A 26,042-nucleotide genomic window follows, 5' to 3' on the forward strand; every position below is an offset into this window, starting at 1 on the left:
GTCACAAAAGTCCAGACTGGTTTTATATTGGACTTAGATTTTAAGTACCAATCGCGTCACTCATCGCTTCCTGGAGGGAACAATGCTGTTGAGAAAGACCCTGGCCGCACTTCTGGCCACCACGCTGCTGACGGGGATGGCGTCGGCGGCCACCCTGAATGTAGCGATCGATTCTTCGCCGGCGGGGCTCGACCCGCATCTGATCACCGCGTTCAATTCGGTGGTGATCGTGCAGTCCAATATTTATGAGGGGCTGACGGCCATCGACAAGAACCTGGCCGTGGTGCCGGGCCTGGCCGAAAGCTGGGAGATTTCGCCTGACGGGCTGAATTATACGTTCAAGCTGCGCAGCGGCGTCAAATTCCATGACGGTTCGGCCATGGATGCCGAAGACGTTGCCGCCTCGATCCGCCGCGTGCAATCGGAGGCCGTCGCTTCGCCTCTCGCCAGCCGCGTGACCCCGATTACCGGTATCGAAGTTGTCGATCCGACGACGATCAAATTCACGCTGGATGCGCCCTTTGCGCCAATCCTGACCTCGCTGTCGGGCATTGCCATTGTGCCGGCCGAGGTCGAAACCAATGTCGAAGGCCTGCAGCAGACTCCGATCGGCACCGGCCCGTTCAAGTTTGCCGAATGGCAGCCCAATGGCTTTATCGGGCTCACCAGGAACGAGGATTATTACCTCGATGGCCTGCCCAAGCTCGATGGCGTGAAGTTCAATTTCGTGCCGGAATCGGCGACCCGCCAGGTCGGCGTCACCAGCGGGGAATATGACCTGCTGCCCGGCATCGATCCGGCCACGGCGCTGCAATTGCAGGGCCAGCCCAATGTCACCGTGCAGGAAACCCGCGACATTGCCTATACGCTGCTCGGCATGAATGTCAGCCGCGAGCCCTTCACCAATCCCAAGGTGCGGACGGCGGTGAACATGCTGCTCAACCGGCAGGAAATCATCGACGCCGCCCTGTTCGGTTCGGGCGTTCCGGCTGGCCCGCTGTCACCGGCTTTGGTCAATTGGGCCGTCGATCCCTCAACTTACGCCTGCTACACGCAGGACGTGGAAGGGGCCAAGGCATTGCTCGCCGAGGCAGGAGTAACCACTCCGCTCAAGGTCAGCATGAATGTGCTGCCGCGCCAGGATACGCGCGACATCGCCCAGGTGGTGCAGCAGCAGCTGGCGGCCGGCGGCATCGAAGTGAGCCTCGTCACCCAGGAAATCGGCGATTTCGTGCAGTCCTGGAAGAATTCGGACTTCGATACCTTCATCTCCGCCAATGGCGGCAGCCCTGACCCCGACGAATATTTCTACCGCACCTTCCGCGGCGGTGGCTCGACCAATGTGTTCAAATATGACGACCCGGAAATCGACACCTGGCTCGATGAGGGCCGCGCCGAAACCGACCCGGCCGCCCGCAAGGCGATCTACGATCAGGTGCAGGCCAAGCTGGCCTGTGACGGCCCGGCCGCACACATCGCCTATGGCACGCTCTACACCGCCGTCGCCAATGGCGTGGAAGGCTTTGAAATCTTCCCCAATGGGCGGCTGACCAGCCTGGTCAATACGACCAAGGCGGAATAGTTGATTGGGCCGGCGCCCTAGCGGCGCCGGTTTTGCTTATGCTCGATCCCAGATTGCCGTCATTGCCGGGCTTGTCCCGGCAATCCAGCAGAACCCGCCCATCGCATGGATCACCGGAACAAGCCCGGTGATGACGGTGGGGGAGGATCGAGTTCCAACAAGGTAACCTACATGCCACAGCGCTTCTGGATCGGCCGGCTGATCGACCTCGCGGTCGTGCTGTTCGGCATTTCGATCGTCGTTTTCCTGATGATCCGGCTGATCCCGGGCGATGCCGTGACCATTATGCTGGGCGCCAATACCGAGGTGACGCCCGAGCGCGTTGCCGCCTTGCGCAGCCGGCTGGGCCTCGATCTGCCCCTCTTCCAGCAATATGGGCAGTGGATCTGGGGCATATTGCGGGGCGATTTCGGCACCTCGATCTGGACCGGGCGGCCGGTGCTGGACGAGATTGCCGCCAATATGTGGCCCACGATTGAATTGACCCTGCTGTCCATCCTGGTCGGCGCGGGCCTCTCCATTCCGCTGGGCGCCTTCATGGCGCAGGCGCGGGGCAATGCCTCCGAAGTTGCGGTGCGCATCGGGGCGATTGCCGGGCTGACCATTCCCTCGTTCTGGCTGGGGATCGTGTCGATTTTTCTCGTGTCGAAGCTGCTGCCCGGCTTGCAGGCGCTGGGCTATGTGCCGTTTACCCAGGATCCTTTGGGCAATTTGCAGCGCATGGTGCTGCCGGTAATCGCGCTGTCGCTGCCCATGCTGGCGAACCTGTCGCGGCTGGTGCGCTCGGCCATGCTCGATGCCTTGAGCCAGGACTATATCCGCACCGCCAAGGCCAAGGGGGCCGATCGGCGGCGCATTATCTACAAGCATGCGCTCCGCAATGCGCTGATCCCCTTCATCACCAGTGTCGGTGTTTCGGCGGGGTATCTGTTGGGCGGCGCCATCGTCATCGAGCAGGTGTTTGCCATTCCCGGGCTGGGACGGCTGGTGCTGGGGGCGATTTCCGAGCGCAATTATCCGCTGGTGCAGGCCTCCATTCTGGTGCTCACCGCCAGTTTCGTCATCGTCAATTTCCTGGTCGACTTACTCTACGCAGTGATCGACCCCCGGGTGTCGAAATGATCGCCTCCATCCGCCGCAATAAGCTCCTCTCCTTTGCCGTGGCGCTGGTGGCGCTACAGGTTCTAGGCGCTATTTTCGCGCCCGTTCTGGGCCTGCAGGACCCTTATGCGCAGGTTATCGTGCAGCGCATGAAGGGGCCGAATTGGCTCAATTTCCTGGGCACCGACCAATTGGGCCGCGATGTGCTGTCGCGCATCGTCTATGGTTATCGCGCCTCGCTGCTGACCTGCGTCACCGCCGTGGTGCTGGCGCTGGTGCTGGGCGGCACGCTGGGCATGCTGGCGGCCTATTATCGCGGCTGGTTTGAGCGCATTGTCATGCGGCTGATGGATATCCTGTTCGCCTTCCCCATCATGCTCCTAGCCATCGCCGTCATCGCCATTCTGGGGCCGAGCGCCTGGAGCGCAGCCATTGCCATCGCCATTGTCTATGCCCCGATCTTTGCCCGGCTGCTGCGCGGCCCGGCTCTGGTCATTTGCGAGAGCGAATATGTCAACGGCGCCAAGGCCATCGGCGCCTCCGATTTCCGCATCATCTTCCTGCATCTGCTGCCCAACCTGGCCTCGGTGGTGCTGGTGCAGACGAGCCTCTTGCTATCAGCGGCCATTCTGGTCGAGGCGTCGCTGTCCTTCCTCGGCCTTGGCTCACAGCCGCCGATCCCCTCACTGGGGCTGATGCTGTCCGAGGGCCGCAATTTCCTGCTGCTGGCACCATGGCCGGCAGTGTTTGCAGGCTTTGCGATCCTGTTCCTGTCGTTTGGCTTTAACCTCTTGGGCGATGCATTGCGCGACACGCTCGATCCACGGCTGCGCAAGGCGAGTTGAGATGACCAAGCTAGAAGTCTTTGCCGAGCAGTTTGCCATTGCCGGCACATTCACCATTTCACGCGGCTCCAAGACTGTGGCCGACGTGGTGCGGGTCACCCTGACGCGCGATGGGCAGGTCGGCCAAGGCGAATGCGTGCCCTATGCCCGCTATGGCGAGAGCGTGTCGCAGACTGTCGCGGCCATCGAAGCACTGGCACCGGCCATTGCCATTGGGTTGGACCGAACAGGTCTGCAAACCGCCCTGGCACCGGGCGCGGCGCGCAACGCGATTGATTGTGCGTTCTGGGAGCTGGAGGCCAAGCTCGCCGGGGTCAGCGTTGCGGCTCTGGCGGGTGTGAGCGTGCCCGAGAGCATCGTCACCGCCTATACGATTAGCCTTGGTACGCCCGAAGCGATGGCTACAGCAGCGCGGGCGGCCGTGGCCTATCCGCTGCTCAAACTCAAACTCGGTGGTGCGGGAGACCGGGAGCGGCTGGCGGCGGTGCGCGCGGCCGTGCCGCAGGCGCGACTAGTGGTCGATGCCAATGAGGCCTGGGTGCCGGATGATCTCGTGGCCAATTTGCTTGCCTGTCGCGCGGTGGGGATTGAGCTCGTGGAACAGCCCCTGCCCGCTGGCGACGATGCGGCGCTGGCCGATGTCGAGCATCTGGTGCCAATCTGTGCCGACGAGAGCGCGCATGGGCTGGACACTTTGGGTACGCTGGTCGGCCGCTATGATGCCATCAATATCAAGCTCGACAAGACCGGCGGGTTGACCGAAGCGCTTGACCTGGTGCGGGCGGCCAAGGCCAAAAATCTCAAAATCATGGTGGGCTGCATGGTGGCGACCTCGCTTTCCATGGCCCCGGCCGCTTTGTTGGCCGGGCAGGCTGATTGGTGCGATCTCGATGGCGCGCTGCTGTTGGCGGCAGATCGGCCGGGCGGGTTCAAGTTTGCCGATGGCGTGATGCGGGCCGGAGGGATTTGGGGCGGACGCCCAGCCTAAAGCCCGTGCTTCTCCAGCGTCGCCTCATATTCATCCCGCACCTCTTCCGGGTCGCGGCCCGAATGCCAGGCGGCGTCGATGCGGGCCTTCAGCGCCGGATCCAGCGCGGCGAATTTGGCTTCCCAGTCTTCGCCTTCGTGGATCCAGTAGGCGACCAGCTCGTACCGTTCGGCAGGCAGGCCCAGTTCCTTGCGCGCATATTTGCGGATGGCGCGGACGGTCTTCTGTTCGCCCGCCACCCACAGATAGCCGGGGGCTTTGGGCATGGGCACGGCGCGCACCACGTCTTCGAGCCGGCTGGGCGCCACGCCATTGCCGCTGCCATGCAGCCAGGTCACCGTCGCCTTGGGGTGGCGCGGCAGCTCGAGTTCGTGGTTGCCCTCCGCCACTTCGATAAAGGCGCGGGTTTCGATATGCGCCGGCGTCTGCTCCAATAGCCGCGACAAAGCCGGCAGGCCCGTCGCGTCGGAAACCAGCAATTGCCAGGCCGTATCGGCGGGCGGGGTATAAAGCCCGCGCGGATTGTTGATGGTGATCACCTCACCCACTTGCGCCCACTGCGCCCATTCGCTGGCGAGCCCGCCTTCATGGATGACGAAATCGATATCGATCTGGCCCTTGGCCGCGTCATGGCGGCGGATCGTATAGGTCGAGCAGCGGATGGCGTCCTGCCCATCGGGGTAGGTCCAGCGGCCATCCGCGCTGATCTGAGGCAAATGCAGCTTGCCGGTTTTTTCGTTGGGGAAGAACAGGCGCAGATATTCGTCGCCAATGCCGGTGGTTTTCCAAGCGGCCAGACCCGGCCCGCCAAAGGTCAGCCGCAGCATGCCCGGCGAAAGCACCTGGCGGCCGACAAGCCTAGCCTCATGAAACATCCTGATCATCGCGCACCCTTCCGTCATCAAGACCGGGTGCTATATATTATGACTTAGCTCGTCAAGTTATTGCTGCGCCAGGATCTGCTTGGCAATGCCGGCGCATTGCACGCGAATGTCCGGCACCGCCTCGATTTCAAAGAACCGGCCCCGCGTCAGCGGTCCCACCGCCAAGAGATGGCGCGATGGCTTGCCATCGGCATCGACCACGGCGCAGTGCTCGTCCACATCGAGCCCGATATGCAGCACATCGGGGCGGGCCAGGCCATTGGCCACCAATTCGCGCACCACGGGGTTGGAGCTGGCCGACACATCGACGCTGACGCCGCCGCAATCATAGACGCGGGCGACATCCATGATGCGGCGCTCCTGCGTGCCGCGCGGACGGACGAAAGCGCGCACACCGCTGCCATGCCGCTCGAGATCAAGAAACTCCCCCGCCACCAATTGCACCTGGCCGCGCGCCACGGCGCGATCCATGCGCTCATGCAATTCGGGCGGCAGGCGGTGGCGGTGGATATTCCACCAGGGGCGCAGATGGCGCAGGAACTGGCGTCTGGTATGGGTGGACCAGCTTTGCCAGATGCGCTGATTGAACGGCCGCAGCCCATCGACGAGGCTCCGCCAATCGCCGCCATCGCGCTCGATATCGTCGGCCAGGTCGCGGAACCAGCGCAGGAAATAGGGCAGGCTACTGCCAAAGGGGACGTCGGCCGCGTCCATGCTGATGGGCGAAAGTTCGCGATGGCCCTTGGGCAGCAGGCCATTGCGCGACACCACGGTGATGGTGCCCTGATGCTCGGCATCGGCCAGCGAGAGCCAGGCATCTACCATGCTGAGGCCCGAGCCCAGAATGATCACCTCGGCATTGGGATCAAGCGGGGTGTCGCGCTCGGAGCCGACCCGCACCGCAATGCCCTTGCCGCGCGCCGGCTGGGTTTCGTGGCCCACCGCCAACACGACCGTGCGGCTGATCAGGCTCGTGCCATTGGCCAGCACGGTTTCGACGCCGTTCTTGCCTTCATGCACGGCCACGGCTTCCTCGGACAGCACGATCAGCCGGCCCAGTTTGGATTGCCCGGCCTGGCGCAGCACATCTTCGAGATAGGCGCCATAGAGCCGACGCGGCACGAAAACCCAGGAGCCGCGCGCCGCCGGATAGCCGCGGGTCTGCAGCCAGCGCCAGAAATGCTCGGGGTCATCGGCAAAGGCGCTCATGCCGCGGGCCGGCACATTGACCTTGTGGTCGCGCTGATTGGCCGAATAGGCCACGCCCTGCCCGAATTCGCCGCGCCGCTCGACCAGCGTCACGCGGATATCGGTTTCCGGGTCGCGCAGCAAATGGGCGGCCAGCAGCACGCCGCTGGCGCCGCCGCCGATAATGGTCACCGATGGCCGGCCGTTCTGGTGATTACTCATATTCGCCCCTCCGCGAAAATTCAGGCTGTTGCCGGGCTGCGGCAATCAGCCAATCGGGCCGCCAGGGCGTATCCCGCCGGCCAGCGGCCGTAGCCGCTCGCAATATTGATATGACCAGCATAACCCAGATCATGCAGCGGAGCGCCCCAGGCCGTAGCCAGATCGCGCGCCTTGTCGAACGGCATATAGATATCATCCCGGCTCGCCACCACGAGCGCGGGAAATGGCAATGCATCCTGCGGCATATCGCCGAATTCATAGGAGCGATGATGCAGGCCCTCGGTGCGGTTGATATCGGCCGGGGCCACCAACAAGGCGCCCACAACCAGTGGAGCGACCCGGCTGCGCGCCAGCCGCGCCGTCAGCACGCTTCCCAGGCTATGCGCCACGATCAGCGCGTGCGGGTGGGCGATGACGGCCGCTTCGAGATTGGCCAGCCAGCGATTAGCCTCAGGGTTAGACCAATCGGCCTGCTCGACCAGAATGGCGTCGGGATGATCGCGCCGCCATTGGGCCTGCCAATGCTCGCCGTCCGAGCCGTGCAGGCCCGGCACGATCAGCGTGGTCGCGGACATGACCCCGCCTCAGAGATGGGGCGGCAGGCAGAAGCGCACAAAGCGCAATTCGTCATCGTCGACTTCATCGGCCGGTTCGGGCCGCTTGCCGGCGAGGAAATCGGCATCCATCTCCGCCCGGCTGGGCAGAATGGCCGAGGGTTCGCCGCCAAAGAACCCGGCCTTGAGCGGGGCATCGGCCGTGGCAACGCGCGGTCCGAAATCGGGATTCAAAATACCGAAGAAATGCACCATCGTCTTCACTCCTGAGTTGCGGTCCGTTCCAGCGGACCTGTGGCCTGGTCGGTGGTCTCGATTGGGCAGAAAGTCTTTGCTTATTCTTCCTTCTCCCCTTGTGGGAGAAGGTGCCCGAAGGGCGGATGAGGGGGCTCTTTCTTCCGCACTTCTGGCATGACCGAACGCAGTACCCCTCACCCTGTCATTTCTGCTGAACGCAGAAATGTCGTCCCTCTCCCACAAGGGGAGAGGGTGGGCATCGTGGCCCTAGGGACCGGCATAGATCTGGTCGAACACACCGCCGTCGCCGAAGAATTCGGGTTGGGCTTTGCGCCAGCCGCCGAAGTCCTCGATGGTCACCAGATTCACCTCGCCAAAGCGGGCAATGTCCTCGGGGGCGGCGGCTTCAGGCTTGAACGGGCGGTAGTAATTGGCTGCCGCGATCTTCTGGCCTTCGTCGGAATAGAGGTACTCAAGGTACGCCGTGGCGACGTCGGTATTGCCCTTCTTTTCGGCATTGCCGACGACGAGAGCGACCGGGGGTTCGGCAAGGATCGAAACCGAGGGGGTCACGATGTCGAAGGCATCGGGGCCGAGTTCCTCGAGGGCGAGATAGGCTTCGTTTTCCCAGGCGAGCAGCACGTCGCCAATGCCGCGCTGCACGAAGGTGGTGGTGGAGCCACGGGCGCCGGTATCGAGCACGGGGACGTGCTTATAGAGATCGGTGATGTAGGCTTTGGCGGTTTCGTCGCTGCCGCCGGGCTGCGCCTTGGCCCAGGCCCAACCGGCCAGGAGATTCCAGCGGGCGCCGCCGGAAGTCTTGGGATTTGGGGTGATGACTTCAACGCCATCCTTGGTCAGGTCGCCCCAATCCTGAATGCCCTTGGGGTTCCCCTTGCGGACGAGGAAGACGATGGTGGAGGTATAAGGCGCGTTGTTGTTCTCAAAGGTGCCGCGCCAGTTTTCCGGGATCAGCGTGGGATCGGCATCGGAAATGGCATTGATGTCGCTTTCCAGCGCCAGCGTCACCACATCGGCTTCGAGGCCGTCGATGACGGTGCGAGCCTGCGCGCCGGAGCCACCATGGGTGGTCTGGACGGCCACGGTCTCGCCCTTGGTCTCTTTCCAATGGGCGATGAAAGCCTGGTTGAACTGCTGATAGAGCTCGCGTGTCGGATCGTAGCTCACATTGATGATCGTGCGGTCCTGCGCATGCGCGGTGACCGCAAAGCCCAGCGTGAGCGAAGCCGCCAGCGCGGCATAGGCCAGAAGTTTGGTCGCCTTGAATGTGGTGGCCTGCATCGGGCCCTCCCTGAGTTAAGTTCCCATATAAACCCTATCAGCTCAGTCGTGTTTTGCGAGGGCTGGGCTTTTCTCTGCGGCGGCAAACGGGAAAAATTATCGTGCGGCGAGCCGTGTTCGCGAAATATGGAGCGCGGGACGCCTTACTCGGCGATCGCCGGCATTTCTTCACCGACCGCCGGAACTGCGCTGCCCGACGGGGTGCGATTGACGCCGCGATGGGTGGTCTTGGCCCAATCGAACGGGCTTCTGGCCAGCGCGTAAAGCGCCCGTATGGTCGCCCAGGCCACGAGCAGCCAATAGAGCGGCAAGCTCAACTGAATGGGCAGCAGCGCAAACCGGCGCTGGCGGACCAGGCCCGCCATATTGACGATGGTGGCCGAGCCGGAGCCGATGCCCAGCGCAATCAGGCAGGCCCAGGACCATAGCCCATCACTATCCATCAGCGGTTCGCCTAGTCCCAATCGCGCCAGCAGCAACAGGATCAGCGCACTATGCAGCAGCGGCGCCAGGATCATGCCGAGCACCAGCACCTCAAAGGCCAGCATGCGGCGCCAGCCGATATCGGCGAGCAATTGCAGCGGTCGGCGATTATGCACAATCAGGGTCTGCATCCAGCCCTTGATCCAGCGGGTGCGCTGCCCCATCCAGGTCGCCAGCGCGACCGGGGCTTCCTCCAGTGTGGCCAGGGCGATGACATCGACGCGGTGACCGCGCCGGGCCAGCCGCACACCCAGATCGGCATCTTCGGTGACGTTGAACGCGTCCCAGCCGCCCAAGGCGCGCAAGGTGGCCAGCCGGAAGTGGTTTGAGGTGCCGCCCAGGGGTGCCACCAGCCCCCATTTGGCCAAGGCGGGCAACATGACGGTGAAGAGGCCCGCATATTCGGCGGCGAACATGCCGGCCAGCCAATTCTCCCCGCCATTGTCGATCACCAATTGGGCCTGGATGCATTCGATATCCGGCGCGTCGGCAAAGCGCTGCGCCACCAGCCAGAGCTGGTCGGGCTCGGGCGTATCCTCAGCATCATAGACCACGACCAGTTCGCCCCCGCAAAGCGGCAGGGCGAAATCGAGCGCCTTGGGCTTGGTGCGCGGCAAGGCATCGGGCACCGCCAGCAGCGAAAAGCGCGGATCGCCCAATTGCCGCCGCACCGCCTCGAGCGTTGCCGTCGAGCAATCCTCGACCACGAATTTGATGTCGAGCTTTTCCGGCGGATAGCGCAAGGCGCCCAGCGCGCGGAACAATTGAGGCACCATATGGGCCTCGTCGCGCAGCGGCACCAGCACGCTATAGATGGGCAATTCGGCCGGGTCAGGCGGATGTTTGGCCGACGGCCGAGGCGGATTGGACACGCCGAGCGCGGCCAGGCGAATAAAAGCCGGCCCCAGCAGCAGCAAGGCCCAGACCGGCAACAGCCAGACCTCGCCGGTATGCGGCGCCAGCAAGACCAAGCAGAACAAAGCCAGCGCCAGGCCGACAAAGATATTGCGCGCCGGCACGGTCAGTTCGAGTTGGGCGGCGGCACAGGGCCAGCGCCGGGTCAGGTTTTGCCTCGCGCCATCGACCAAGGCCGGCGCGGCCGCCCGCACTAGATAATCGCGCAACGCGCTTTCAGGCACGAGGCAGAGCCGTCGGGCCAGATCGGGATTGTCGAGCCGCCGCGCCTGCAGCCGCAACATGCCTAAGAAATCGGGGGCACTAAAGGCAATTTCCGTGTCGAACAGGGTGACGCGGAACAATCGGACTTCCGCCAGTGCTTCGAGCCGGGTCGGGGTCGTCTGGCCGCGCAAATGGATGGGCACCGTGTCGTAAAAGGCAAAGCCCGCCCAACGCGCCGCGCGCTCCATGACGAGGGTTTCCCCAAATCCCCAGGCTCGCGCCGCAATAGCGCAGCGGATCGACCTCGCGTTCCAGCGCCGTCTCGAGCACGCGTTGCGCCGTGGCCGCATCGGGACAATGCTCTGCCAGAACGGCCTGGATCAGGCTTTGGGCGGGCGACATGAGCTCAGCTCATCGGCGTTGCCACCCATAGTCCAAGCGTCTTCGTCGCGCGCATGTCATGCTTGTCGCGTTCACCTGGCACAGCCCCCTTTGCCCGGTCGATCCGCATAAATACTGACTAAATTTTAGCGGGTACGCAAGCCACCAGCTGCGCTAAGTTATTGTCAGATCAAAAAGAAACGGCCGCCAGATGGCGACCGTTCGAGTAAAGCGATTTACGTTTACTGTTTAGCCGTGTTGCCGCTCAGTGCTTGGTCCCGAACTGGTTCGGATTGAAGTGGTAGGCGGTCGAGCAGAACTCGCAGACCACTTCGATTTCGCCATCGACCGCCATTTCTTCGCGATCTTCGGCGGTGAAGCTCGTCGCCAGCATATCCTCGATGCGGTCAGCCGAGCAGGTGCAGCGCTCGACCATGGGCAGGGGCGAAAACACCCGCACGCCCGTCTCGTGGTAGAGCCGGAACAGCAGCCGTTCGGGCGACAGGTCCGGGTCGGCCAGTTCGACATCTTCGAGCGTGGTCAACAAGGCCTTGGCCTCGCTCCAGCCGTCGGATTCCTCGAAATCGGGATCGGCAGTGTGCGGATTGTCGAAATTGCCGTCGCCGGGCAGGTCCGCCATTCTGGACAGGCCGTGCTCGGGCAAGTGCTGGATCAGCACGCCACCGGCGCGCCAATGGGGGCGATGATCGCCCTTTTGCTGGAATTCGGCCACCGCGATCCGCACCATGGTGGGGATCTGCTCGGACTGCATGAAATAGGTATGCGCCACTTCTTCGAGCGAATTGCCTTCGAGCGCGACAATGCCCTGATAGCGTTCGGTATGCGGACCCTGGTCGATGGTCATGGCCAGATGCCCCTTGCCGAGCAGGTCGGCGGGACGGGTCCTGCCCTCTTCGGCGGCCTTGACCAGCGCGTCATGATCGAAACGGGCATAGCCGCGCAGCCCATCGGGCGCATCGAAATCGACGACGATCAGGTTCACCGGCCCATCGGTCTGGGTTTGCATGATGAAACGGCCCTCGAATTTAAGCGAGGAACCGATCAGCCCGGCCAGCACCACGGCTTCGCCGAGCAGGCGGGCGACGGGGGCGGGATAATTGTGGCGCGACAAAATCGTGTCCAGCGCATCGCCCAGGCGGACGGCGCGGCCGCGTGTGTCCAGCTTGTCGAGGGTGAACGGCACGACGGCATCATCGCCAGTTTCCGGCCGGTCGAGCCCCAGGGCAGTCATCAGGTTCTCGGTCATTGCAGTCGAATCCGTCGTCATTCTTTTGGCTTTCGTGAGGCTAAACCCTCAAGGCGAAACGCGCCACCGGGTCACTGCACATCCCGCCGTGTCACTGTTCCGTTCAAGCAAAACGGAGATCCCCGCTTTCGCGGGGATGACACTATGGGCGCAATGACCTCAATGGATGCGGACAGGTCCGCTAATTCGTCGCTACCCCGAAGGCCCAGCACAGTATGGCTTTTTGGGCGTGCAGGCGGTTTTCGGCTTCGTCCCACACGACCGATTGGGGACCATCGATCACCTCGTCGGTCACTTCGTCCCCGCGATGGGCGGGCAGGTCGTGCATGAAAAGAGCGTTTTTGTCCGCCAGCGCCATCAAATTGGTGTTGACCTGGTACGGTTTCAAGACCCGGCGGCGTTCGGCCACGTCGACGTCGCCCATCGACACCCAGGTATCGGTGATGACGAGGTCCGCACCCTCGACGGCCTCGCGCGGGTCTTCGATCAGCTTCACATAGTCGCCGGCCCGGCGGATATCCTGCATCAGGTCCTTTTCCGGGCTGTATTCATCCGGCACGGCAATGGTCAAATGGCACTCGAACAGCTCGGCCGCATTCACCCAGGAATGCAGCACATTATTGCTGTCGCCGACCCAGGCGACCTTGGCGCCTTTGATATTGCCGCGATGCTCTTCAAAGGTCATCAGATCGGCCATGATCTGGCAGGGATGGGCGCGGCGCGTCAGGCCATTGATCACGGGCACGGTGGCGGCCTCGGCCAGGTCGAGCAGATCGGCATGGGAGAGGATGCGGATCATGATCGCATCGACATAGCGGCTGAGCACCTTGGCCGTATCGGACAGGGTTTCCTCGCGGCTGAGCTGCATTTCCTGGCCGGAGAGCATGATGGTCTCCCCACCCAATTGGCGCATGCCGACATCGAAAGAGACGCGGGTGCGGGTCGACTGGCGCTCGAAAATCATCGCCAGGACCTTGTCCTTGAGCAATTGCGGCCGGTCGCCTTCCTTAAGGCGCCCCTTGAGCGAGACGGCGGCGTCAAGCATGCCGCGCAGTTCGGGATAGGTGAAATCGTCGATCGAGAGAAAATGGTTTGGTGTGCCGGTCGTCGTCATGGGCCGGGTTTCCTTATGTGACGCTGATATGGTCGGCAAAATGCCGCGTGTCTGCTCCTCCTCCACTCAGGGAGGAGGGAACAAGCCGCGTCGTCGACGCCCAAAATGCCACACGGTAGAGGTCATGTTACCCCACCGCCGGAACCGACGCCGTTTCGGCCTCGATCGCGTCAAAAGCGGCGGCAATTTTCTCGACCGCTTCGATAATGTCGGCCTCGGTGACGATGAGCGGCGGCAAGAGACGCAGCACATTGTCGCCGGCGGCAATGGTCAGCAGTTGGTGATCGTCGCGCAGGCGGGAGACCAGATCGCGCACGGGCGGGGCAATCTTGATGCCGGCCAGCAGGCCCTTGCCGCGCAGTTCGAGCACGTAATCGGGATAGCGCTGGGCCAATTGCTGCAAATGCCAGGCCAGTTTCTGGCCCATCTGGTTGACGTGATCGATAAAGCCGGGCGCCAGAATGCGGTCCAGCACGGCATTGCCGATGGTGGAAGCGAGCGGATTGCCGCCATAGGTGGAGCCATGCGTGCCGGGCACCATGGAGGCTGCGACATCGCCCTTGGCGAGGCACGCGCCCAGCGGGAAGCCGCCGCCGATAGCCTTGGCCACGGCCACGATATCGGGGGTGATGCCGCTCCATTCATAGGCAAAGAACCGCCCGGTCCGGCCATAGCCGCACTGCACTTCGTCGAGCACGAGCAGCATGTCGCTCTCGTCGCAGAGCTTACGCAGACCCTGCATGAATTCGGGGCTCATGGCCGTCACGCCGCCCTCGCCCTGCACCGGCTCGATCAGGATCGCGCAGGTCTGCGGGGTGATCAGCGCCTTGACGCTGTCGAGATCACCCGGCTTGGCATGCTTGAAGCCAGGCGCTGCGGGGCCGAAGCCCTGCAGATAATCGGGATTGCCGCCGGCGGCGATGGTGCCGAGCGTGCGGCCATGGAAGGAGCCGGTAAAAGCGATGATTTCGTAGCGCTCGGGCTGGCCCTTGGCCCAGAAATAATGCCGTGCCGTCTTGATGGCGCATTCGATGGCCTCGGCGCCCGAATTGGTGAAAAACACCGCATCGGCAAAGGTGGCATCCACCAGCCGCTGGCCCAGCCGTTCCTGCTCGGGAATGGTGAAGGTATTGGCCGTGTGCCACACCTTTTCGGCAGCCGCCTTCAGTGCGGTGACCAGATGAGCATCGCCATGGCCCAGGGCATTGACGGCGACGCCGGAATGGAAATCGAGATAGGATCGGCCATGCTGGTCATACAGGCGCATGCCTTCGCCCCGCTCGAAAGCGAGTTCGGACCGGGCATAGGTGCCGTAGAGCGCAGACATATGGTCATTCCTTCTGGTGCAAGCACAATTGTGAGGGGCGTGGCATTCGCGCCACAAAAATCAAAAACGCGCTCGTTGCGCAGCGCGTTTGCGGGTCAGAGTTAGGCCATTTTTGTCAGATAAGTCAATGTTCCAGGCCCAAGTGCCTGATTTGACTCAATGATCGTTAAGGCAATTTTAACCAGTGAATATTCGGGGATATCCTTCCCTGACTCTTGATCCTGATTCAGCCCATGGCGTATCCTCCTGATCGTTGGGGACACGATATCTCGTGTGGCGGACCCGCCTAACATACGACCGCTAGAGTTTACGGCTGCCAAGGTCCAATTTGGCAGCACAATGAAGGATTCTGTTTTGACGATGGATTCAGGAGCACAAGCGGCGGGCTGGACTGACGAGCGCGTCGAAACTTTGAAGAAGCTCTGGATGGAAGGCCTCAGTGCCAGCCAGATCGCCGGGGAACTGGGCCAGGGCGTTACCCGCAATGCGGTTATCGGCAAGGTGCATCGCCTCAAGCTTTCGGCCCGAGCCAAGCCCACCAATACCGCGCCGCGCGCCCGTCCGGCGCCGCGTCCGGCTCCGCGCCGGGTGGCAAGCCCCTCGGCCAGCCTCTCCTCCGGCAGTGGCGGCGCCAGCATGATGGGCGGCGCCGTCAAGGCCCGCATGAGCATGCCGCGCCCGCAGACCATGGGTGCCACCGCTCTGGCAGCAAGCCCCGAGATCGAGACCAATCTTTATGTCGCGCCGGCCGCGGCGGAGCTCTTCATTCCCGAAGACAAGAGGCTCAACCTGCTGCAGCTCACCGAGAGCACCTGCAAGTGGCCGATCGGCGACCCGCTGACCAAGGACTTTTACTTTTGCGGCCAACATAGCCTCGAAAGCGGTCCCTATTGCGAATTCCACTCGCGCCGCGCCTATCACCAGGTCGACAAGAAGCGCCGCTAGGCGCTGCGACATAGCTGGACATGACAAGAGGGCGCCGGGGGCGCCCTTTTTGTTTGGCGGTGGTGTGGGGGTGCTCCGCAACCGTCACCTTCCGCAATGTCATTCCGGCGCAGGCCGGAATCCAGGTCCGTGGTGCGCCGCACACATCCGGCGCCGGGATAGCCTTCAGCATGGATTCCGGCCTGCGCCGGAATGACACTGTGGTTGATGTTGATATGGAGACCAGCCGGCCACAACGCCCTTGGCTTTATTGCTTCCCTCCCCCTTGAGGGGAGGGATTGAGGGTGGGGGTCGGTCGGATTTGGCGCAAGAGCCGCAAAGACCCCCTCCCCGGCCCTCCCCTCAAGGGGGAGGGAGGGCAAGAGCCACAACTTGGAAAAGCGGCCGACTACGGCAGCAACACGTCCACCCGCATCCCCTCGCCCACCTTGCTGCGGATGACCAACTGCCCGCGGTGGCGGTTGACGATGTGCTTGACGATAGCCAGCCCCAGGCCTGTGCCCTTTTTCTTGCGGCTGATATCGGCGTCCATGCGGTAGAAGCGCTCGGTGAGGCGGGGCACATATTCCGGCGCCACGCCCGGCCCGTGATCGACCACGGTCACCATATGCTGGAAACCCGCCCGGCCCGCCGGGGTCAGGCTGACTTCGATGGTCTTGCCGTCCGCGCCATATTTGATGGCATTGTCGAGCAGGTTTTCGAACACTTCATACAGTTGCGAGCGATCCCCCGTGGTGATGGCGGTGCCCGATGGCAGGCTGAGCACGATATCGAGTTCGGCCGCCTTGGCCTGGGTCATCAGGCCCTCGCGCACTTCGCGCAACAGGCCGGCCAGGTCGATGGAGCCGGTGGGACGCACATGCTGGTGCATTTCGATGCGCGAGAGGCTGAGCAGATCGTCGATCAGCTTGCTCATGCGCTCGGCCTGGCCGCGCATGATGCCGAGAAATTTTTCGCGCGCCGCCGCATCCTTGGCGGCCGGACCCAAAAGAGTATCGATAAAGCCCAGCAGCGAGGCCAGGGGCGTGCGCAATTCGTGGCTGGCATTGGCGATGAAATCGCTGCGCAGCGCATCGACCCGCTTGAGCTCGGTCAGGCTCTGCATGGTCACCACCAATTGGCGGGCCTCGTCCTCGAACCAGTCGGCGCCCTCGCGGCGCAACGGGGCGACGATCACCTTGTCCCAGGTTTCGGACGGCAGGGTTTCATGCAGCTCGATGGTGCGGGTCGTGCCGCTGCGGATGACGGCGTCAATGGCCTGCACCAGTTCGGGATTGCGCAGCGAGAAGGTGATCGGATTGCCCGGCAGCACATTGGTATATTGCTGCCGCGCCGCCGCATTGGCATGCACGACCACGGCGCGCCTATCGAGCACGAAACACGGATCGGTCAGCGCGTCGGCAAAGGCGGTGATGGGGATCTGCTCATTGGCCACCAGCAGGGGCATGGCCGGCGCCGGCACGGTCTTGGTCAGCGTCACCACGCCAACGGGCAGCAGGGCCATGGCGGCGGCAATGGCGAGAAAGGCGATAATAGCGGGCAACAAAGGCAGCCAGCCAAACAGCACCAGCGCAACGAATACCCCGAAAATTCCGGCCAGCAGGCTCGATTGGGCGCCAAGCCGCGCCAGGATCTGGGTCAGGGCAGAAGCAGGCGGCGATGCGGTCTTTTGGTCCATGTTGCGCCAATGCAGAATCGAGGGCTTCATCGTGGCCCTTGCACTCAAGGGCGGCTTCATAGCACGTTCAAGATGACAACGGAGCGACAACCATGAGCGATCCCTTCGAGGGCTTCGATATTGAAGATCCAGACCTGCCCAAGGCCATTGAAAAGCACGCCATGAGTTCGGGCGGCTACCCTTACGAGGATAAGCTCGACAGCAAGATTTATGAAGCCGAGATGTACAATCTGCAACGGCAATTGGTGCTGTTGCAGGCCCATCTGCAGGCGAGCGGCGAGCGCGTGGTGATCGTCTTCGAGGGGCGCGACGCGGCCGGCAAGGGTGGCACGATCAAGGCCTATCTCGAAAATCTCAATTCCCGCTACAATCTGATCGCGGCGCTGCCCAAGCCCAATGATCGCGAGCGCACGCAATGGTATTTCCAGCGCTATGTCGATTGGCTGCCAGCGGCTGGCGAGACGGTGCTGTTCGACCGCTCCTGGTATAACCGGGCCGGGGTGGAGCCGGTAATGGGGTTCTGCACACCCGAGCAGACCGAGGCGTTCCTGGACGAAGCGCCCGAATTTGAAAAACGCATCACGCGGGACGGTATTCACCTGTTCAAGTTCTGGCTGTCGATCGGCCAGGAAATGCAGCTCAAGCGCTTCCATGACCGTCGCCACGATCCACTCAAGGTGTGGAAACTCTCGCCCATCGATCTCGAGGCCCTGGGCAAGTGGGATGCCTATTCGGCAGCGCGCGACGTGATGCTCAAGCGCACCGACAGCAAGCACGCGCCCTGGACGGTGATCCGCGCCAATGACAAGCGCCGGGGCCGCCTCAACGTCATCCGCACCGTGCTCGACACCCTGGATTTTCAGGGCAAGAGCCCCAAGGCGATTGGGGAGATCGATCCCAAGATCAAGATGAGCGCGGATGCATTTTTGAAGCTGAAGAAGAGTGAGTAGGGGGAAGGAGTGTTACTCTGAACGCATTCAAAACGCGGTGTCATTCCGGCGCAGGCCGGAATCCATGCTGAAGGCCATCCCGGCGCTGGATGTATGCGGCGCACCACGGACATGGATTCCGGCCTGCGCCGGAATGACACCGTGGAGGATGTGAGTCCAGGTGGGGGTACTCGGATGCCGAAACATACCTCCTACGGCACCCCACCCGGCTCAATCGAGCCAATCCGCTTGCTGGCAATCGGCCAGGCCAGTTCCGTCACCCGCGCAATGATCGCCTCGACGAGCGTGAACAGTGATCCGTTGGCGTCCCATGTCCGATCCAGCGCCGTGCGGCAGGGCAGCACCAGCTTGGCATAGCGCGACACTGGGCTCATCCATTCATCGGTGATCAGGATGATCTGCGCCCGCCGCGCCGCCAGTTCCCCCGCAGCTTCGAGCAGGCTGGGATCATAGCGCCGCACATCGAACAGTATGGCCGTATCGCCGGGGCGCACGTCGATCATCTGGTCGGCGCGGGTGGCCGGGCGGCCGTCGAAGCGGCGCATGCCGGGGCGGATCAACCGCAAATGCGCTTCCATATAGCCGGCCAGGAAATCGGTGAAGCGGCCGCCGCCCAGATAGCATTGGCCCTTGGCCTCGGCGATGCGCTGGCACACCGCCTCGAATTCCGACGGCGGGATCAGCCCGGCAGAACCGCGTAGATTATCGGCGGCTTGGCTCACGAACCGATCGAGGAAATGATTGTCGCCACCGGCACCGACATTGGCCGATTGGCCGCGCTGCAAGGGCGATTTGGCGCGCTCCTCCAGCTCATCGCGCAAAGCGCGCTGGAAATCGGGATAGGATTTGTAGCCCAATTGCGAGACGAAACGCAGCACGGTGGCCGAGCTGGCGCCGGCCTGCTGGCCGAATTCGGCGACGGGGGCCAGGCCCAGTGTGGGATAGGCGCCGAGCAGGCCGCGTGCTGCACGCTTTTCGGCTGGGGTCAGCCGGTGAATGGCATCGTGAATGCGCGCCGCGACGCTTTTTCCCTCCAAGATCGCCCCCCGTTTTCTGAAATTCAGATTTCAGTATTGACAGATTTTGCAATTACGGAACACTTGATACAGAAGTTAATTGGCCACGCGTAGAGGGAAAGTGGACGTTAGCGCAGAAAAATCGGTTCGAGTTCTCAATGCGCGGGGGCAATCGCCCTTCGTCATCGTATGCGACCACGCCTCCAATCAGCTGCCGGCCAAATATGGCGATCTGGGGCTGAGCCATGCCGAGCGGGTCAGCCATATTGCCTGGGACCCTGGCGCGCTGGCGGTGAGCCGCGAGCTGTCGCATTTGCTCGATGCGCCCGTGGTGCAATCCACCGTCTCCCGGCTGATCATTGACTGCAATCGCGATCTGGACGCGCCGGATCTGATCTGGACGCTGTCGGAGGCAACGCGAATTGCCGCCAATGAGAAAGTCGATGCGGAAGAGCGGCAATACCGCATCACCCATTTCCACAAGCCCTATCACGCCGCGATCGAAACCCTGCTCGAAGCGCGCCGCCATGCGGGGCAGGAGACGGTGCTGGTCTGCATGCATTCCTTCACGCCGGTCTATCATGGCGTGGCCCGACCCTGGCCGATTGGGCTGATCCATGGCACCGACACACGCTATACCAAAGGGCTGTTCGATGCGCTCAAGGCCGAAGCACCGCAGCTGAATATCGGCTGGAACGAGCCCTATGCCGCGCTCAACGGCGTGACGCTGACGCTGGAAAAGCATGGCGATGGCCGCGGGCTCGACGCCACCATGATCGAAATCCGCAATGACGAAATTCTCGAACCCGCCGGCGTGACCCTCTGGGCCGACCGGCTGGCCCGTTGTCTTGAGGCCGCACGATTGGCGCGGAAAGAGGCGATGGCAGTCTAGACTCTACCGGGGCTAACAATCAGGGGACGTGATTATGGCTGAGACAAGGAAGGTCGGCAGTGTCGCCTATGCGACACGCGACAAGGATTATTTCGAAAAACGTGGGCTCACCCGCTATGCGGGCATCTGGTCGCTCTGGGCGCTGGGCGTCGGCGCGGTGATTTCCGGCCACTTCTCCGGCTGGAATTTCGGCTTCATGACCGGCGGCTGGGGCGGCATGGTCGTCGCCGCCGGCATTATCGCCATCATGTATCTGGGCCTGGTCTCATCCATCGCTGAAATGAGCCCGGCTCTGCCCCATACCGGGGCAGCCTATTCCTTCGCCCGCACTTCGATGGGCCCATGGGGCGGCTTCATCACGGGCCTGTTTGAAAATGTCGAATATGTGCTGACCCCGGCGGTGATCGTCACCTTTATCTCGGGCTATTTCGGCTCGATTACCGGGCTCGACACCGCCTATTACCCGATCCTGTGGATCGTGTTCTTCGCCATCTTCCTCGCGCTCAACATCTATGGCGTGGCGCTCAGCTACAAGGTCACGCTGGTCGTGACGCTGATCTCGCTGGCGGGCCTGGTGTTCTTCTGGTTCAGCGCCTTCCCCCATATCGATTTCTCGCGTTGGGCGCTCAATATCGGCGTCGGCCCGGATGGCGCTGCGGTCGAATTGCCCGAGGGCAATGGCTCGTGGTTCCCCTTTGGCTGGCAAGGTGTTTTGGCCACCCTGCCCTTCGCGGTCTGGCTGTTCCTTGCCATCGAGCAGGTGCCGCTGGCGGCCGAGGAATCGGTTGATCCCAAGCGCGACATGCCCAAGGGCATCCTGCTCGGCTTCTGCACGCTGTTGTTGTCAGCGTTCATGATCGTGCTGCTCAACCCATCCATTGCCGGCGTCGGCTCGTTCAGCCTGGGCTCCTCGCTCGAGCCGGCATTGCAGGGTATCCGCGCCATCTATGGTGACGCTGCTGCGCCGATCTTTGGCATCGTCGCCCTGATCGGTCTGGTCGCTTCTTTCCACACCATCCTCTATGCGCAGGGCCGGCAGGTCTATTCGCTCAGCCGGGCGGGCTATTTCCCCTCCGCGCTGTCGGTGACCCATCCCAAATACAAGACGCCACATGTCGCCATGGTCTCGGGGGCCCTTTTGGGCTTGGCCGTGATGCTGGTGATCTGGTTCGTCAATGGCGGTGGCGGTGCCGGCGAAACCCAGCTGGGCGATGACATTATCGGCTCGGTGCTGCTCAACATGGCGGTGTTCGGCGCAATGCTGAGCTACATCATGCAGGCGCTCAGCTTCATCATCCTGCGCCGCAACCTGCCCAATATCGAGCGGCCGTTCCGCTCGCCGGTGGGCATTCCGGGCGCTGTGCTGACCATCATCATCGCTGCCGTCACCCTGTTCTACCAGCTCCAGGACCCGAACTTCTTCAAGGGCGTGATCTGGGTCGTGCTGTGGTGCGCGGTGGGCATCGTCTACTTCGCCATTGTCGGCCGCCACAAGCTGATCATGTCGCCCGAAGAAGAGTTCGCGCTGGAACACAAGGCCATTGCGTAAGGGCTAGGTTCTACTCCCGCTCGCGATGCCGGAGGGGCATTGCGGGCGGGCAAGCCACAAAAACAAACGAGGGAAATATGGCCTATTCACTGGAAGAGCTGCGCGAGGATGTCGCTGCCGGCAGGATCGATACCGTGCTCGTGGCCTTCCCCGACATGCAAGGCCGCATGATCGGCAAGCGCTTCCAGGCCGAGTATTTTCTCGAAACCGCCCATGACGAAACCCATGGCTGCGATTACCTCTTGGCCGACGACATCGATATGGAGCCGGTGCCCGGCTATGAGGCAGCCAATTGGGCCAAGGGTTATGGCGATTTCGTCATGAAGCCGGACCTGACCACCCTAATGAAGGCCAGCTGGCTCGAAGGCACGGCCATCGTGCTGTGCGATCTGAGCGATCATCACCATCACGAACCCATTCCGCATTCGCCGCGCGCCATTCTCAAGGCCCAGATCGAGCGGCTCTCGGCCATGGGCTATACCGCCAATGCGGCGACCGAGCTCGAATTCTACCTGTTCGACGACGATTATCGCACGATCAGCCAGAAGGGCTATCGGACGGCCCAGACGGCGGGAGACTACATCCAGGATTACCACATCTTCCAGACCACCAAGGAAGAAGGCGTGATGCGCGCCCTGCGCAAGCATTTGCAGGCCTCGGGCATTCCGGTGGAGAGCTCCAAGGGCGAGTGGGGCCCGGGCCAGGAAGAGATCAACGTTAGATATTCGGACGCGCTGACAATGGCCGACCGCCATGTCGTGCTCAAGAATGCCACCAAGGAAATCGCCTATGCCCAGGGCAAGGCCGTGACCTTCATGGCCAAGTGGGATTATGCGCTGGCCGGCTCGTCGAGCCATATCCACATGTCGCTGGCCGATAAATCGGGCAAGCCGTTATTCGTCGATGGCAAGGACGAGCGCGGCATGAGTGCGCTGATGAAGCATTTCATGGCCGGGCAATTGGCCTATGCCCGCGACATCACCTATTTCCTCGCGCCCTATATCAATAGCTACAAGCGCTTTCAGGCCGGCACATTCGCGCCCACCAAGGCGATCTGGAGCCCGGATAACCGCACCGCCGGCTTCCGCCTCTGCGGCGAACATTCCAAAGCCATCCGCGTCGAATGCCGCATGGGCGGGGCTGACCTCAACCCCTATCTCGCCATCGCCGCGCTGATCGCCGCCGGCATCAAGGGCATCGAAGACAAGCTCGAGCTTGAACCCGCCTTTGTCGGCGACGCCTATGTGACCAAGAATCTGCGCGAAATTCCCAAGACCCTGCGCGAAGCCATCGAAACACTGCGCCAGTCGAGCATGCTCAAAGAGGCGCTTGGCGAACAGGTGATCGGCCATTACGTGCATACGGCGGAATGGGAACAGGCAGAATATGATCGCCGCGTGACCGATTGGGAACTCAAACGCGGGTTCGAGCGGAGCTAGCGCGATCCACCCAAGCCCGTCCACCCCACCGGGCTCTTCCTCGGGCTTGACCCGAGGACCACTTTGACCGCACGCCAGTCCACGAGTGACCCTCGGGTCAAGCCCGAGGGCGAGCGCGGTGCTGGGGCGGAACGGTGCCACAAGTTTTAGAGGCCAATAGCATGACCGAAACGATCAAAATCATCTCGCCCATCGACGGCTCTGTCTATGCCGAGCGCCCGCTCGCCAGCGGCGCCGAAATCTCGGCCGCCGTCACCCGCGCCAAGGCGGCACGACTGGGCTGGGGGGAGCTGACCATTGCCGAGCGCGGCAAGATCGTTTCCCATTTCGTCGATGCGCTGCTGGGTATGAATGACGAGATCGTGCCTGAACTGGCCTGGCAGATGGGCCGCCCGATCCGCTTCGGCGGAGAAAAGCGGGGCGTCGAAGAACGCGCGCGCTATATGATCGACCTGGCCGCCGAAGCCCTCGCTCCGGCCGAAAAGACCGGCAAGGAAGGCTTTACCCGCTATATCACCCGCGAGCCGCTGGGCACGGTCATGGTCATTGCGCCCTGGAACTACCCCTTCCTCACCGCGGTCAATTCCATCATCCCGGGGCTGATGGCGGGCAATGCCATCATTCTCAAACATGCCAGCCAGACGCTGCTGGCCGGCGAGCGCTTTGCCGCTGCCGCGCGCCAGGCCGGCCTGCCCGAGGGCCTTTTCCAGAACCTGGTGCTTGGCCATGCCGATACCGAAAAGCTGATCGCCTCGGGGCAGATCGACCACATCAATTTCACCGGCTCGGTCGAGGGGGGACGCCGCATTGAGCAGGCCGCTGCTGGTACGTTTGCGACATTGGGGCTCGAGCTGGGCGGCAAGGACCCCGCCTATGTGCGCGAGGATGCCAATGTGGCCAATGCAGTCGAAAACCTGGTCGATGGCTCGTTCTTCAATTCCGGGCAGAGCTGCTGCGGCGTCGAGCGCATCTATGTGCATGCCTCGATCCACGACGATTTCGTCGCCCGCTTCATCGACAATGCCAAGGGTTGGACGCTGGGCAATCCGCTTGATGCCGACACCATTGTCGGGCCCATGGCGCGCGGCAGCTTCGCCGATCACGTCCGCCAGCAGACCGAAGAGGCCGTGCGCGGCGGGGCGACGCGGCATCTCAATTCCAAACATGCGCTCGACAAACCCGGCTCGCCTTATCTGGCGCCCGAAGTGCTCACCGGCGTCAATCACCAGATGAGCGTGATGCGCGAAGAGAGCTTCGGCCCGGTCGTCGGCATCATGAAAGTGGCCGACGACGCCGAGGCCGTCACCCTGATGAATGACAGCCCCTATGGCCTGACCGCCTCGATCTGGACGCAGGATCTCGACACCGCCGCCAAGCTGGGCGCCAAGATCGAGACCGGTACGGTCTTTGCCAATCGCTGCGATTATCTCGATCCGGCTCTGGTCTGGACCGGGGTGAAAGACACCGGCAAGGGCGGCGGCCTCAGCGAAATCGGTTACGCGAACCTTAGCCAGCCCAAGTCGTTTCATCTGAAGCGGGTTTAATTCCGGGGAGCCCCCACCGCTCCCCGTCCATCGTCACCACCGGGCTTGTCCCGGTGGTCAATGCCGCCGCCAGCGCGATCCCGCGATGGATTGCCGGGACAAGCCCGGCAATGACGGCGGTGCAGGGGCCAGTGGCCCCCAAACAACGAGGCCCAAAATGACCAAAGCCAACTGGAACTACCCCACCGCTATCAAGTTTGGCCCCGGCCGCATCGCTGAACTGCCCGAAGTGCTGAAGGCCACCGGCATTACCAAGCCGCTATTCGTCACGGACGCCGGTCTCGTCAATCTGCCGGTGACGCAAAAGACCATCCAGCTGCTGAGGGATGCGGGCATTCCGGTGGGTGTCTTCGCCGAGGTGAAACCCAATCCGATCTCGGCCAATGTGGAAGCCGGCATCAAGGTTTTGCGCGAGGGCGGGCATGATGGCGTCATCGCCTTTGGCGGCGGCTCTGGCCTCGATGTGGGCAAGGTCATCGCCTTCATGGCCGGCCAGACCCGCCCGATGTGGGATTTCGAGGACATTGGCGATTGGTGGACCCGCGCCGATCCCAAGGGGATTTTCCCGATCATCGCCGTGCCGACCACGGCAGGAACCGGCTCGGAAGTCGGCCGCGCCGGTGTCATCACGGACGAAACGACGCATACCAAAAAGGTCATCTTCCACCCCCTGATGATGCCAAAGGTGGTGATTGCCGATCCCGAATTGACGGTGGGCATGCCCCGCTTCATCACCGCGGGCACCGGCATGGATGCGCTGGCCCATTGCCTCGAAGCCTATTGCGCGCCGGGCTATCACCCGCTGGCCGATGGCATTGCGGTGGAAGGCATTCGGCTGGTGTTCGAAAACCTGCCCAAGGTCGTGGCCGACCCCAACGATGTCGAAGCACGCGGCCATATGATGAGCGCGGCAGCCATGGGCGCCACCGCCTTCCAGAAGGGACTGGGCGCCATCCACGCGCTGAGCCACCCGGTGGGCGCGCTCTATGACACCCATCACGGCATGACCAATGCGGTGTTCATGCCCTATGTGCTGATGGTCAATAAGCCAGTCATCGAAGCCAAGATCGCCCGGCTGGCCGCGTATCTGGGCCTGTCGCCAACCTTTGAGGCGTTCCTGCACGCAGTGATCGGCCTGCGCCTGCGGCTCGACGTGCCGCATACCCTGGCCGAGTTCAAGGTGGATGGCAGCAAACGCGAGTTGATCGGGGATATGGCGATTGTCGATCCCACGGCGGGGGGCAATCCGGTGGAACTGACCAAGGCGCGGGCGCTGGAGATTTTCGATCGGGCGATGGAGGGAAGGGTTTAGAATACCCCCTCCTAACCTCCCCCTGATAGGGGGAGGGATCTCTCCACTCTTGGAACCTGATCGAGTTCTAGCCACAAGGCGGTCCCTCCCCCTGTCAGGGGGAGGCTAGGAGGGGGTATCCTC

The 26,042-nt window shown here is 62.7% G+C and carries 22 protein-coding genes; 11 read left to right on the plus strand and 11 right to left on the minus strand.

Translation table 11 applies throughout. From position 1 onward, the window contains the following. Nucleotides 1-82: 82 nt before the first annotated feature. From N8A98_RS05745 to dgcA, 4 genes are all read left to right on the plus strand, one after another. The gene (locus N8A98_RS05745; protein ID WP_262169858.1) at nucleotides 83-1,582 is read left to right on the plus strand and encodes an ABC transporter substrate-binding protein; all 1,500 of its coding nucleotides are present in this window, start codon (nucleotides 83-85) and stop codon (nucleotides 1,580-1,582) included. Between the two features lie 171 nt (nucleotides 1,583-1,753). After that, on the plus strand, nucleotides 1,754-2,704 hold the full coding sequence (locus N8A98_RS05750; protein WP_262169860.1) for an ABC transporter permease: 951 nt from the start codon (nucleotides 1,754-1,756) through the stop codon (nucleotides 2,702-2,704). Continuing rightward, entirely contained in the window at nucleotides 2,701-3,528 is an 828-nt protein-coding gene (locus N8A98_RS05755) for an ABC transporter permease (RefSeq protein ID WP_113121483.1), read from the plus strand. Before N8A98_RS05750 ends, N8A98_RS05755 begins: the two co-directional genes overlap by 4 nt. Nucleotide 3,529: 1 nt before the next feature. Then, nucleotides 3,530-4,516 (plus strand): N-acetyl-D-Glu racemase DgcA, encoded by a 987-nt coding sequence (gene dgcA / locus N8A98_RS05760; protein WP_262169861.1) that lies wholly within the window; start codon nucleotides 3,530-3,532, stop codon nucleotides 4,514-4,516. On the opposite strand, the gene N8A98_RS05765 is transcribed toward dgcA, so the two are convergent. From N8A98_RS05765 to N8A98_RS05805, 9 genes are all read right to left on the minus strand, one after another. Beyond that, a complete protein-coding gene (locus tag N8A98_RS05765; RefSeq protein ID WP_262169863.1) occupies nucleotides 4,513-5,400 on the minus strand; it encodes a siderophore-interacting protein in 888 nt (295 codons plus the stop codon). The two genes, dgcA and N8A98_RS05765, sit on opposite strands and share 4 nt — an antisense overlap. Before the next feature lie 57 nt (nucleotides 5,401-5,457). Further along, a complete protein-coding gene (locus N8A98_RS05770) occupies nucleotides 5,458-6,810 on the minus strand; it encodes an FAD/NAD(P)-binding protein (protein WP_262169865.1) in 1,353 nt (450 codons plus the stop codon). 20 nt (nucleotides 6,811-6,830) lie between these two features. Then, the gene (locus tag N8A98_RS05775; protein WP_262169867.1) at nucleotides 6,831-7,385 is read right to left on the minus strand and encodes an RBBP9/YdeN family alpha/beta hydrolase; all 555 of its coding nucleotides are present in this window, start codon (nucleotides 7,383-7,385) and stop codon (nucleotides 6,831-6,833) included. Between the two features lie 9 nt (nucleotides 7,386-7,394). After that, nucleotides 7,395-7,619, minus strand: a complete 225-nt coding sequence (locus tag N8A98_RS05780) for a hypothetical protein (RefSeq protein WP_162740190.1) — start codon at nucleotides 7,617-7,619, stop codon at nucleotides 7,395-7,397. A 249-nt stretch (nucleotides 7,620-7,868) separates the two neighbouring features. Next, nucleotides 7,869-8,903, minus strand: a complete 1,035-nt coding sequence (locus N8A98_RS05785) for a sulfate ABC transporter substrate-binding protein (protein WP_262169870.1) — start codon at nucleotides 8,901-8,903, stop codon at nucleotides 7,869-7,871. A 143-nt stretch (nucleotides 8,904-9,046) separates the two neighbouring features. Beyond that, a complete protein-coding gene (locus tag N8A98_RS05790; protein ID WP_262169872.1) occupies nucleotides 9,047-10,753 on the minus strand; it encodes a glycosyltransferase family 2 protein in 1,707 nt (568 codons plus the stop codon). 398 nt (nucleotides 10,754-11,151) lie between these two features. Further along, nucleotides 11,152-12,153 (minus strand): Hsp33 family molecular chaperone, encoded by a 1,002-nt coding sequence (locus tag N8A98_RS05795; RefSeq protein ID WP_262169874.1) that lies wholly within the window; start codon nucleotides 12,151-12,153, stop codon nucleotides 11,152-11,154. Between the two features lie 181 nt (nucleotides 12,154-12,334). Next, the gene (argF, locus tag N8A98_RS05800) at nucleotides 12,335-13,267 is read right to left on the minus strand and encodes an ornithine carbamoyltransferase (protein ID WP_262169876.1); all 933 of its coding nucleotides are present in this window, start codon (nucleotides 13,265-13,267) and stop codon (nucleotides 12,335-12,337) included. Between the two features lie 127 nt (nucleotides 13,268-13,394). Next, on the minus strand, nucleotides 13,395-14,594 hold the full coding sequence (locus tag N8A98_RS05805) for an aspartate aminotransferase family protein (protein WP_262169878.1): 1,200 nt from the start codon (nucleotides 14,592-14,594) through the stop codon (nucleotides 13,395-13,397). Between the two features lie 360 nt (nucleotides 14,595-14,954). Here N8A98_RS05805 and N8A98_RS05810 point away from each other — a divergent pair, with 360 nt between their 5' ends. Beyond that, the gene (locus N8A98_RS05810) at nucleotides 14,955-15,539 is read left to right on the plus strand and encodes a GcrA family cell cycle regulator (protein WP_113123992.1); all 585 of its coding nucleotides are present in this window, start codon (nucleotides 14,955-14,957) and stop codon (nucleotides 15,537-15,539) included. A 388-nt stretch (nucleotides 15,540-15,927) separates the two neighbouring features. On the opposite strand, the gene N8A98_RS05815 is transcribed toward N8A98_RS05810, so the two are convergent. Continuing rightward, nucleotides 15,928-17,217, minus strand: a complete 1,290-nt coding sequence (locus N8A98_RS05815) for a sensor histidine kinase (protein ID WP_262169880.1) — start codon at nucleotides 17,215-17,217, stop codon at nucleotides 15,928-15,930. Nucleotides 17,218-17,309: 92 nt separating this feature from the next. Between N8A98_RS05815 and ppk2 the strand changes: the two genes are divergently transcribed. After that, on the plus strand, nucleotides 17,310-18,167 hold the full coding sequence (gene ppk2 / locus N8A98_RS05820) for a polyphosphate kinase 2 (RefSeq protein WP_262169882.1): 858 nt from the start codon (nucleotides 17,310-17,312) through the stop codon (nucleotides 18,165-18,167). Between the two features lie 191 nt (nucleotides 18,168-18,358). Here the strand turns inward: ppk2 and N8A98_RS05825 are convergent, their stop codons facing one another. Then, a complete protein-coding gene (locus tag N8A98_RS05825) occupies nucleotides 18,359-19,204 on the minus strand; it encodes a MurR/RpiR family transcriptional regulator (protein ID WP_113123990.1) in 846 nt (281 codons plus the stop codon). Nucleotides 19,205-19,304: 100 nt separating this feature from the next. Here N8A98_RS05825 and N8A98_RS05830 point away from each other — a divergent pair, with 100 nt between their 5' ends. From N8A98_RS05830 to N8A98_RS05850, 5 genes are all read left to right on the plus strand, one after another. Then, nucleotides 19,305-20,075 (plus strand): N-formylglutamate amidohydrolase, encoded by a 771-nt coding sequence (locus N8A98_RS05830; RefSeq protein ID WP_262169884.1) that lies wholly within the window; start codon nucleotides 19,305-19,307, stop codon nucleotides 20,073-20,075. 34 nt (nucleotides 20,076-20,109) lie between these two features. Then, on the plus strand, nucleotides 20,110-21,624 hold the full coding sequence (locus N8A98_RS05835; protein WP_262169886.1) for an amino acid permease: 1,515 nt from the start codon (nucleotides 20,110-20,112) through the stop codon (nucleotides 21,622-21,624). Between the two features lie 77 nt (nucleotides 21,625-21,701). Then, nucleotides 21,702-23,063, plus strand: coding sequence for a glutamine synthetase family protein (locus N8A98_RS05840; protein ID WP_262169888.1), 1,362 nt, complete (start codon nucleotides 21,702-21,704; stop codon nucleotides 23,061-23,063). Nucleotides 23,064-23,224: 161 nt separating this feature from the next. Beyond that, complete coding sequence (locus N8A98_RS05845) at nucleotides 23,225-24,607, plus strand: aldehyde dehydrogenase family protein (protein WP_262169890.1); 1,383 nt, start codon at nucleotides 23,225-23,227, stop codon at nucleotides 24,605-24,607. 157 nt (nucleotides 24,608-24,764) lie between these two features. After that, nucleotides 24,765-25,919: an iron-containing alcohol dehydrogenase gene (locus N8A98_RS05850; protein ID WP_262169892.1), complete on the plus strand. Its 1,155-nt coding sequence runs from the start codon at nucleotides 24,765-24,767 to the stop codon at nucleotides 25,917-25,919. The last annotated feature ends 123 nt before the right edge of the window (nucleotides 25,920-26,042 follow it).

Origin of the sequence: Devosia neptuniae, from assembly GCF_025452235.1 — a bacterium.
Taxonomy (GTDB): Bacteria; Pseudomonadota; Alphaproteobacteria; order Rhizobiales; family Devosiaceae; genus Devosia.

Bases quoted from the DNA above. Each gene is read 5' to 3' on its own strand.
- N8A98_RS05750 (WP_262169860.1), top strand. From the start codon at position 1,754: ATGCCACAGCGCTTCTGGATCGGCCGGCTGATCGACCTCGCGGTCGTG.
- N8A98_RS05835 (WP_262169886.1), top strand. From the start codon at position 20,110: ATGGCTGAGACAAGGAAGGTCGGCAGTGTCGCCTATGCGACACGCGAC.
- N8A98_RS05795 (WP_262169874.1), bottom strand. From the start codon at position 12,153: ATGACCGAGAACCTGATGACTGCCCTGGGGCTCGACCGGCCGGAAACT.
- N8A98_RS05850 (WP_262169892.1), top strand. From the start codon at position 24,765: ATGACCAAAGCCAACTGGAACTACCCCACCGCTATCAAGTTTGGCCCC.
- N8A98_RS05840 (WP_262169888.1), top strand. From the start codon at position 21,702: ATGGCCTATTCACTGGAAGAGCTGCGCGAGGATGTCGCTGCCGGCAGG.
- argF (WP_262169876.1), bottom strand. From the start codon at position 13,267: ATGACGACGACCGGCACACCAAACCATTTTCTCTCGATCGACGATTTC.
- N8A98_RS05815 (WP_262169880.1), bottom strand. From the start codon at position 17,217: ATGGACCAAAAGACCGCATCGCCGCCTGCTTCTGCCCTGACCCAGATC.
- N8A98_RS05775 (WP_262169867.1), bottom strand. From the start codon at position 7,385: ATGTCCGCGACCACGCTGATCGTGCCGGGCCTGCACGGCTCGGACGGC.
- N8A98_RS05805 (WP_262169878.1), bottom strand. From the start codon at position 14,594: ATGTCTGCGCTCTACGGCACCTATGCCCGGTCCGAACTCGCTTTCGAG.
- N8A98_RS05770 (WP_262169865.1), bottom strand. From the start codon at position 6,810: ATGAGTAATCACCAGAACGGCCGGCCATCGGTGACCATTATCGGCGGC.
- N8A98_RS05810 (WP_113123992.1), top strand. From the start codon at position 14,955: ATGGATTCAGGAGCACAAGCGGCGGGCTGGACTGACGAGCGCGTCGAA.
- N8A98_RS05845 (WP_262169890.1), top strand. From the start codon at position 23,225: ATGACCGAAACGATCAAAATCATCTCGCCCATCGACGGCTCTGTCTAT.
- ppk2 (WP_262169882.1), top strand. From the start codon at position 17,310: ATGAGCGATCCCTTCGAGGGCTTCGATATTGAAGATCCAGACCTGCCC.
- N8A98_RS05765 (WP_262169863.1), bottom strand. From the start codon at position 5,400: ATGATCAGGATGTTTCATGAGGCTAGGCTTGTCGGCCGCCAGGTGCTT.
- N8A98_RS05755 (WP_113121483.1), top strand. From the start codon at position 2,701: ATGATCGCCTCCATCCGCCGCAATAAGCTCCTCTCCTTTGCCGTGGCG.
- dgcA (WP_262169861.1), top strand. From the start codon at position 3,530: ATGACCAAGCTAGAAGTCTTTGCCGAGCAGTTTGCCATTGCCGGCACA.
- N8A98_RS05780 (WP_162740190.1), bottom strand. From the start codon at position 7,619: ATGGTGCATTTCTTCGGTATTTTGAATCCCGATTTCGGACCGCGCGTT.
- N8A98_RS05785 (WP_262169870.1), bottom strand. From the start codon at position 8,903: ATGCAGGCCACCACATTCAAGGCGACCAAACTTCTGGCCTATGCCGCG.
- N8A98_RS05790 (WP_262169872.1), bottom strand. From the start codon at position 10,753: ATGGAGCGCGCGGCGCGTTGGGCGGGCTTTGCCTTTTACGACACGGTG.
- N8A98_RS05745 (WP_262169858.1), top strand. From the start codon at position 83: ATGCTGTTGAGAAAGACCCTGGCCGCACTTCTGGCCACCACGCTGCTG.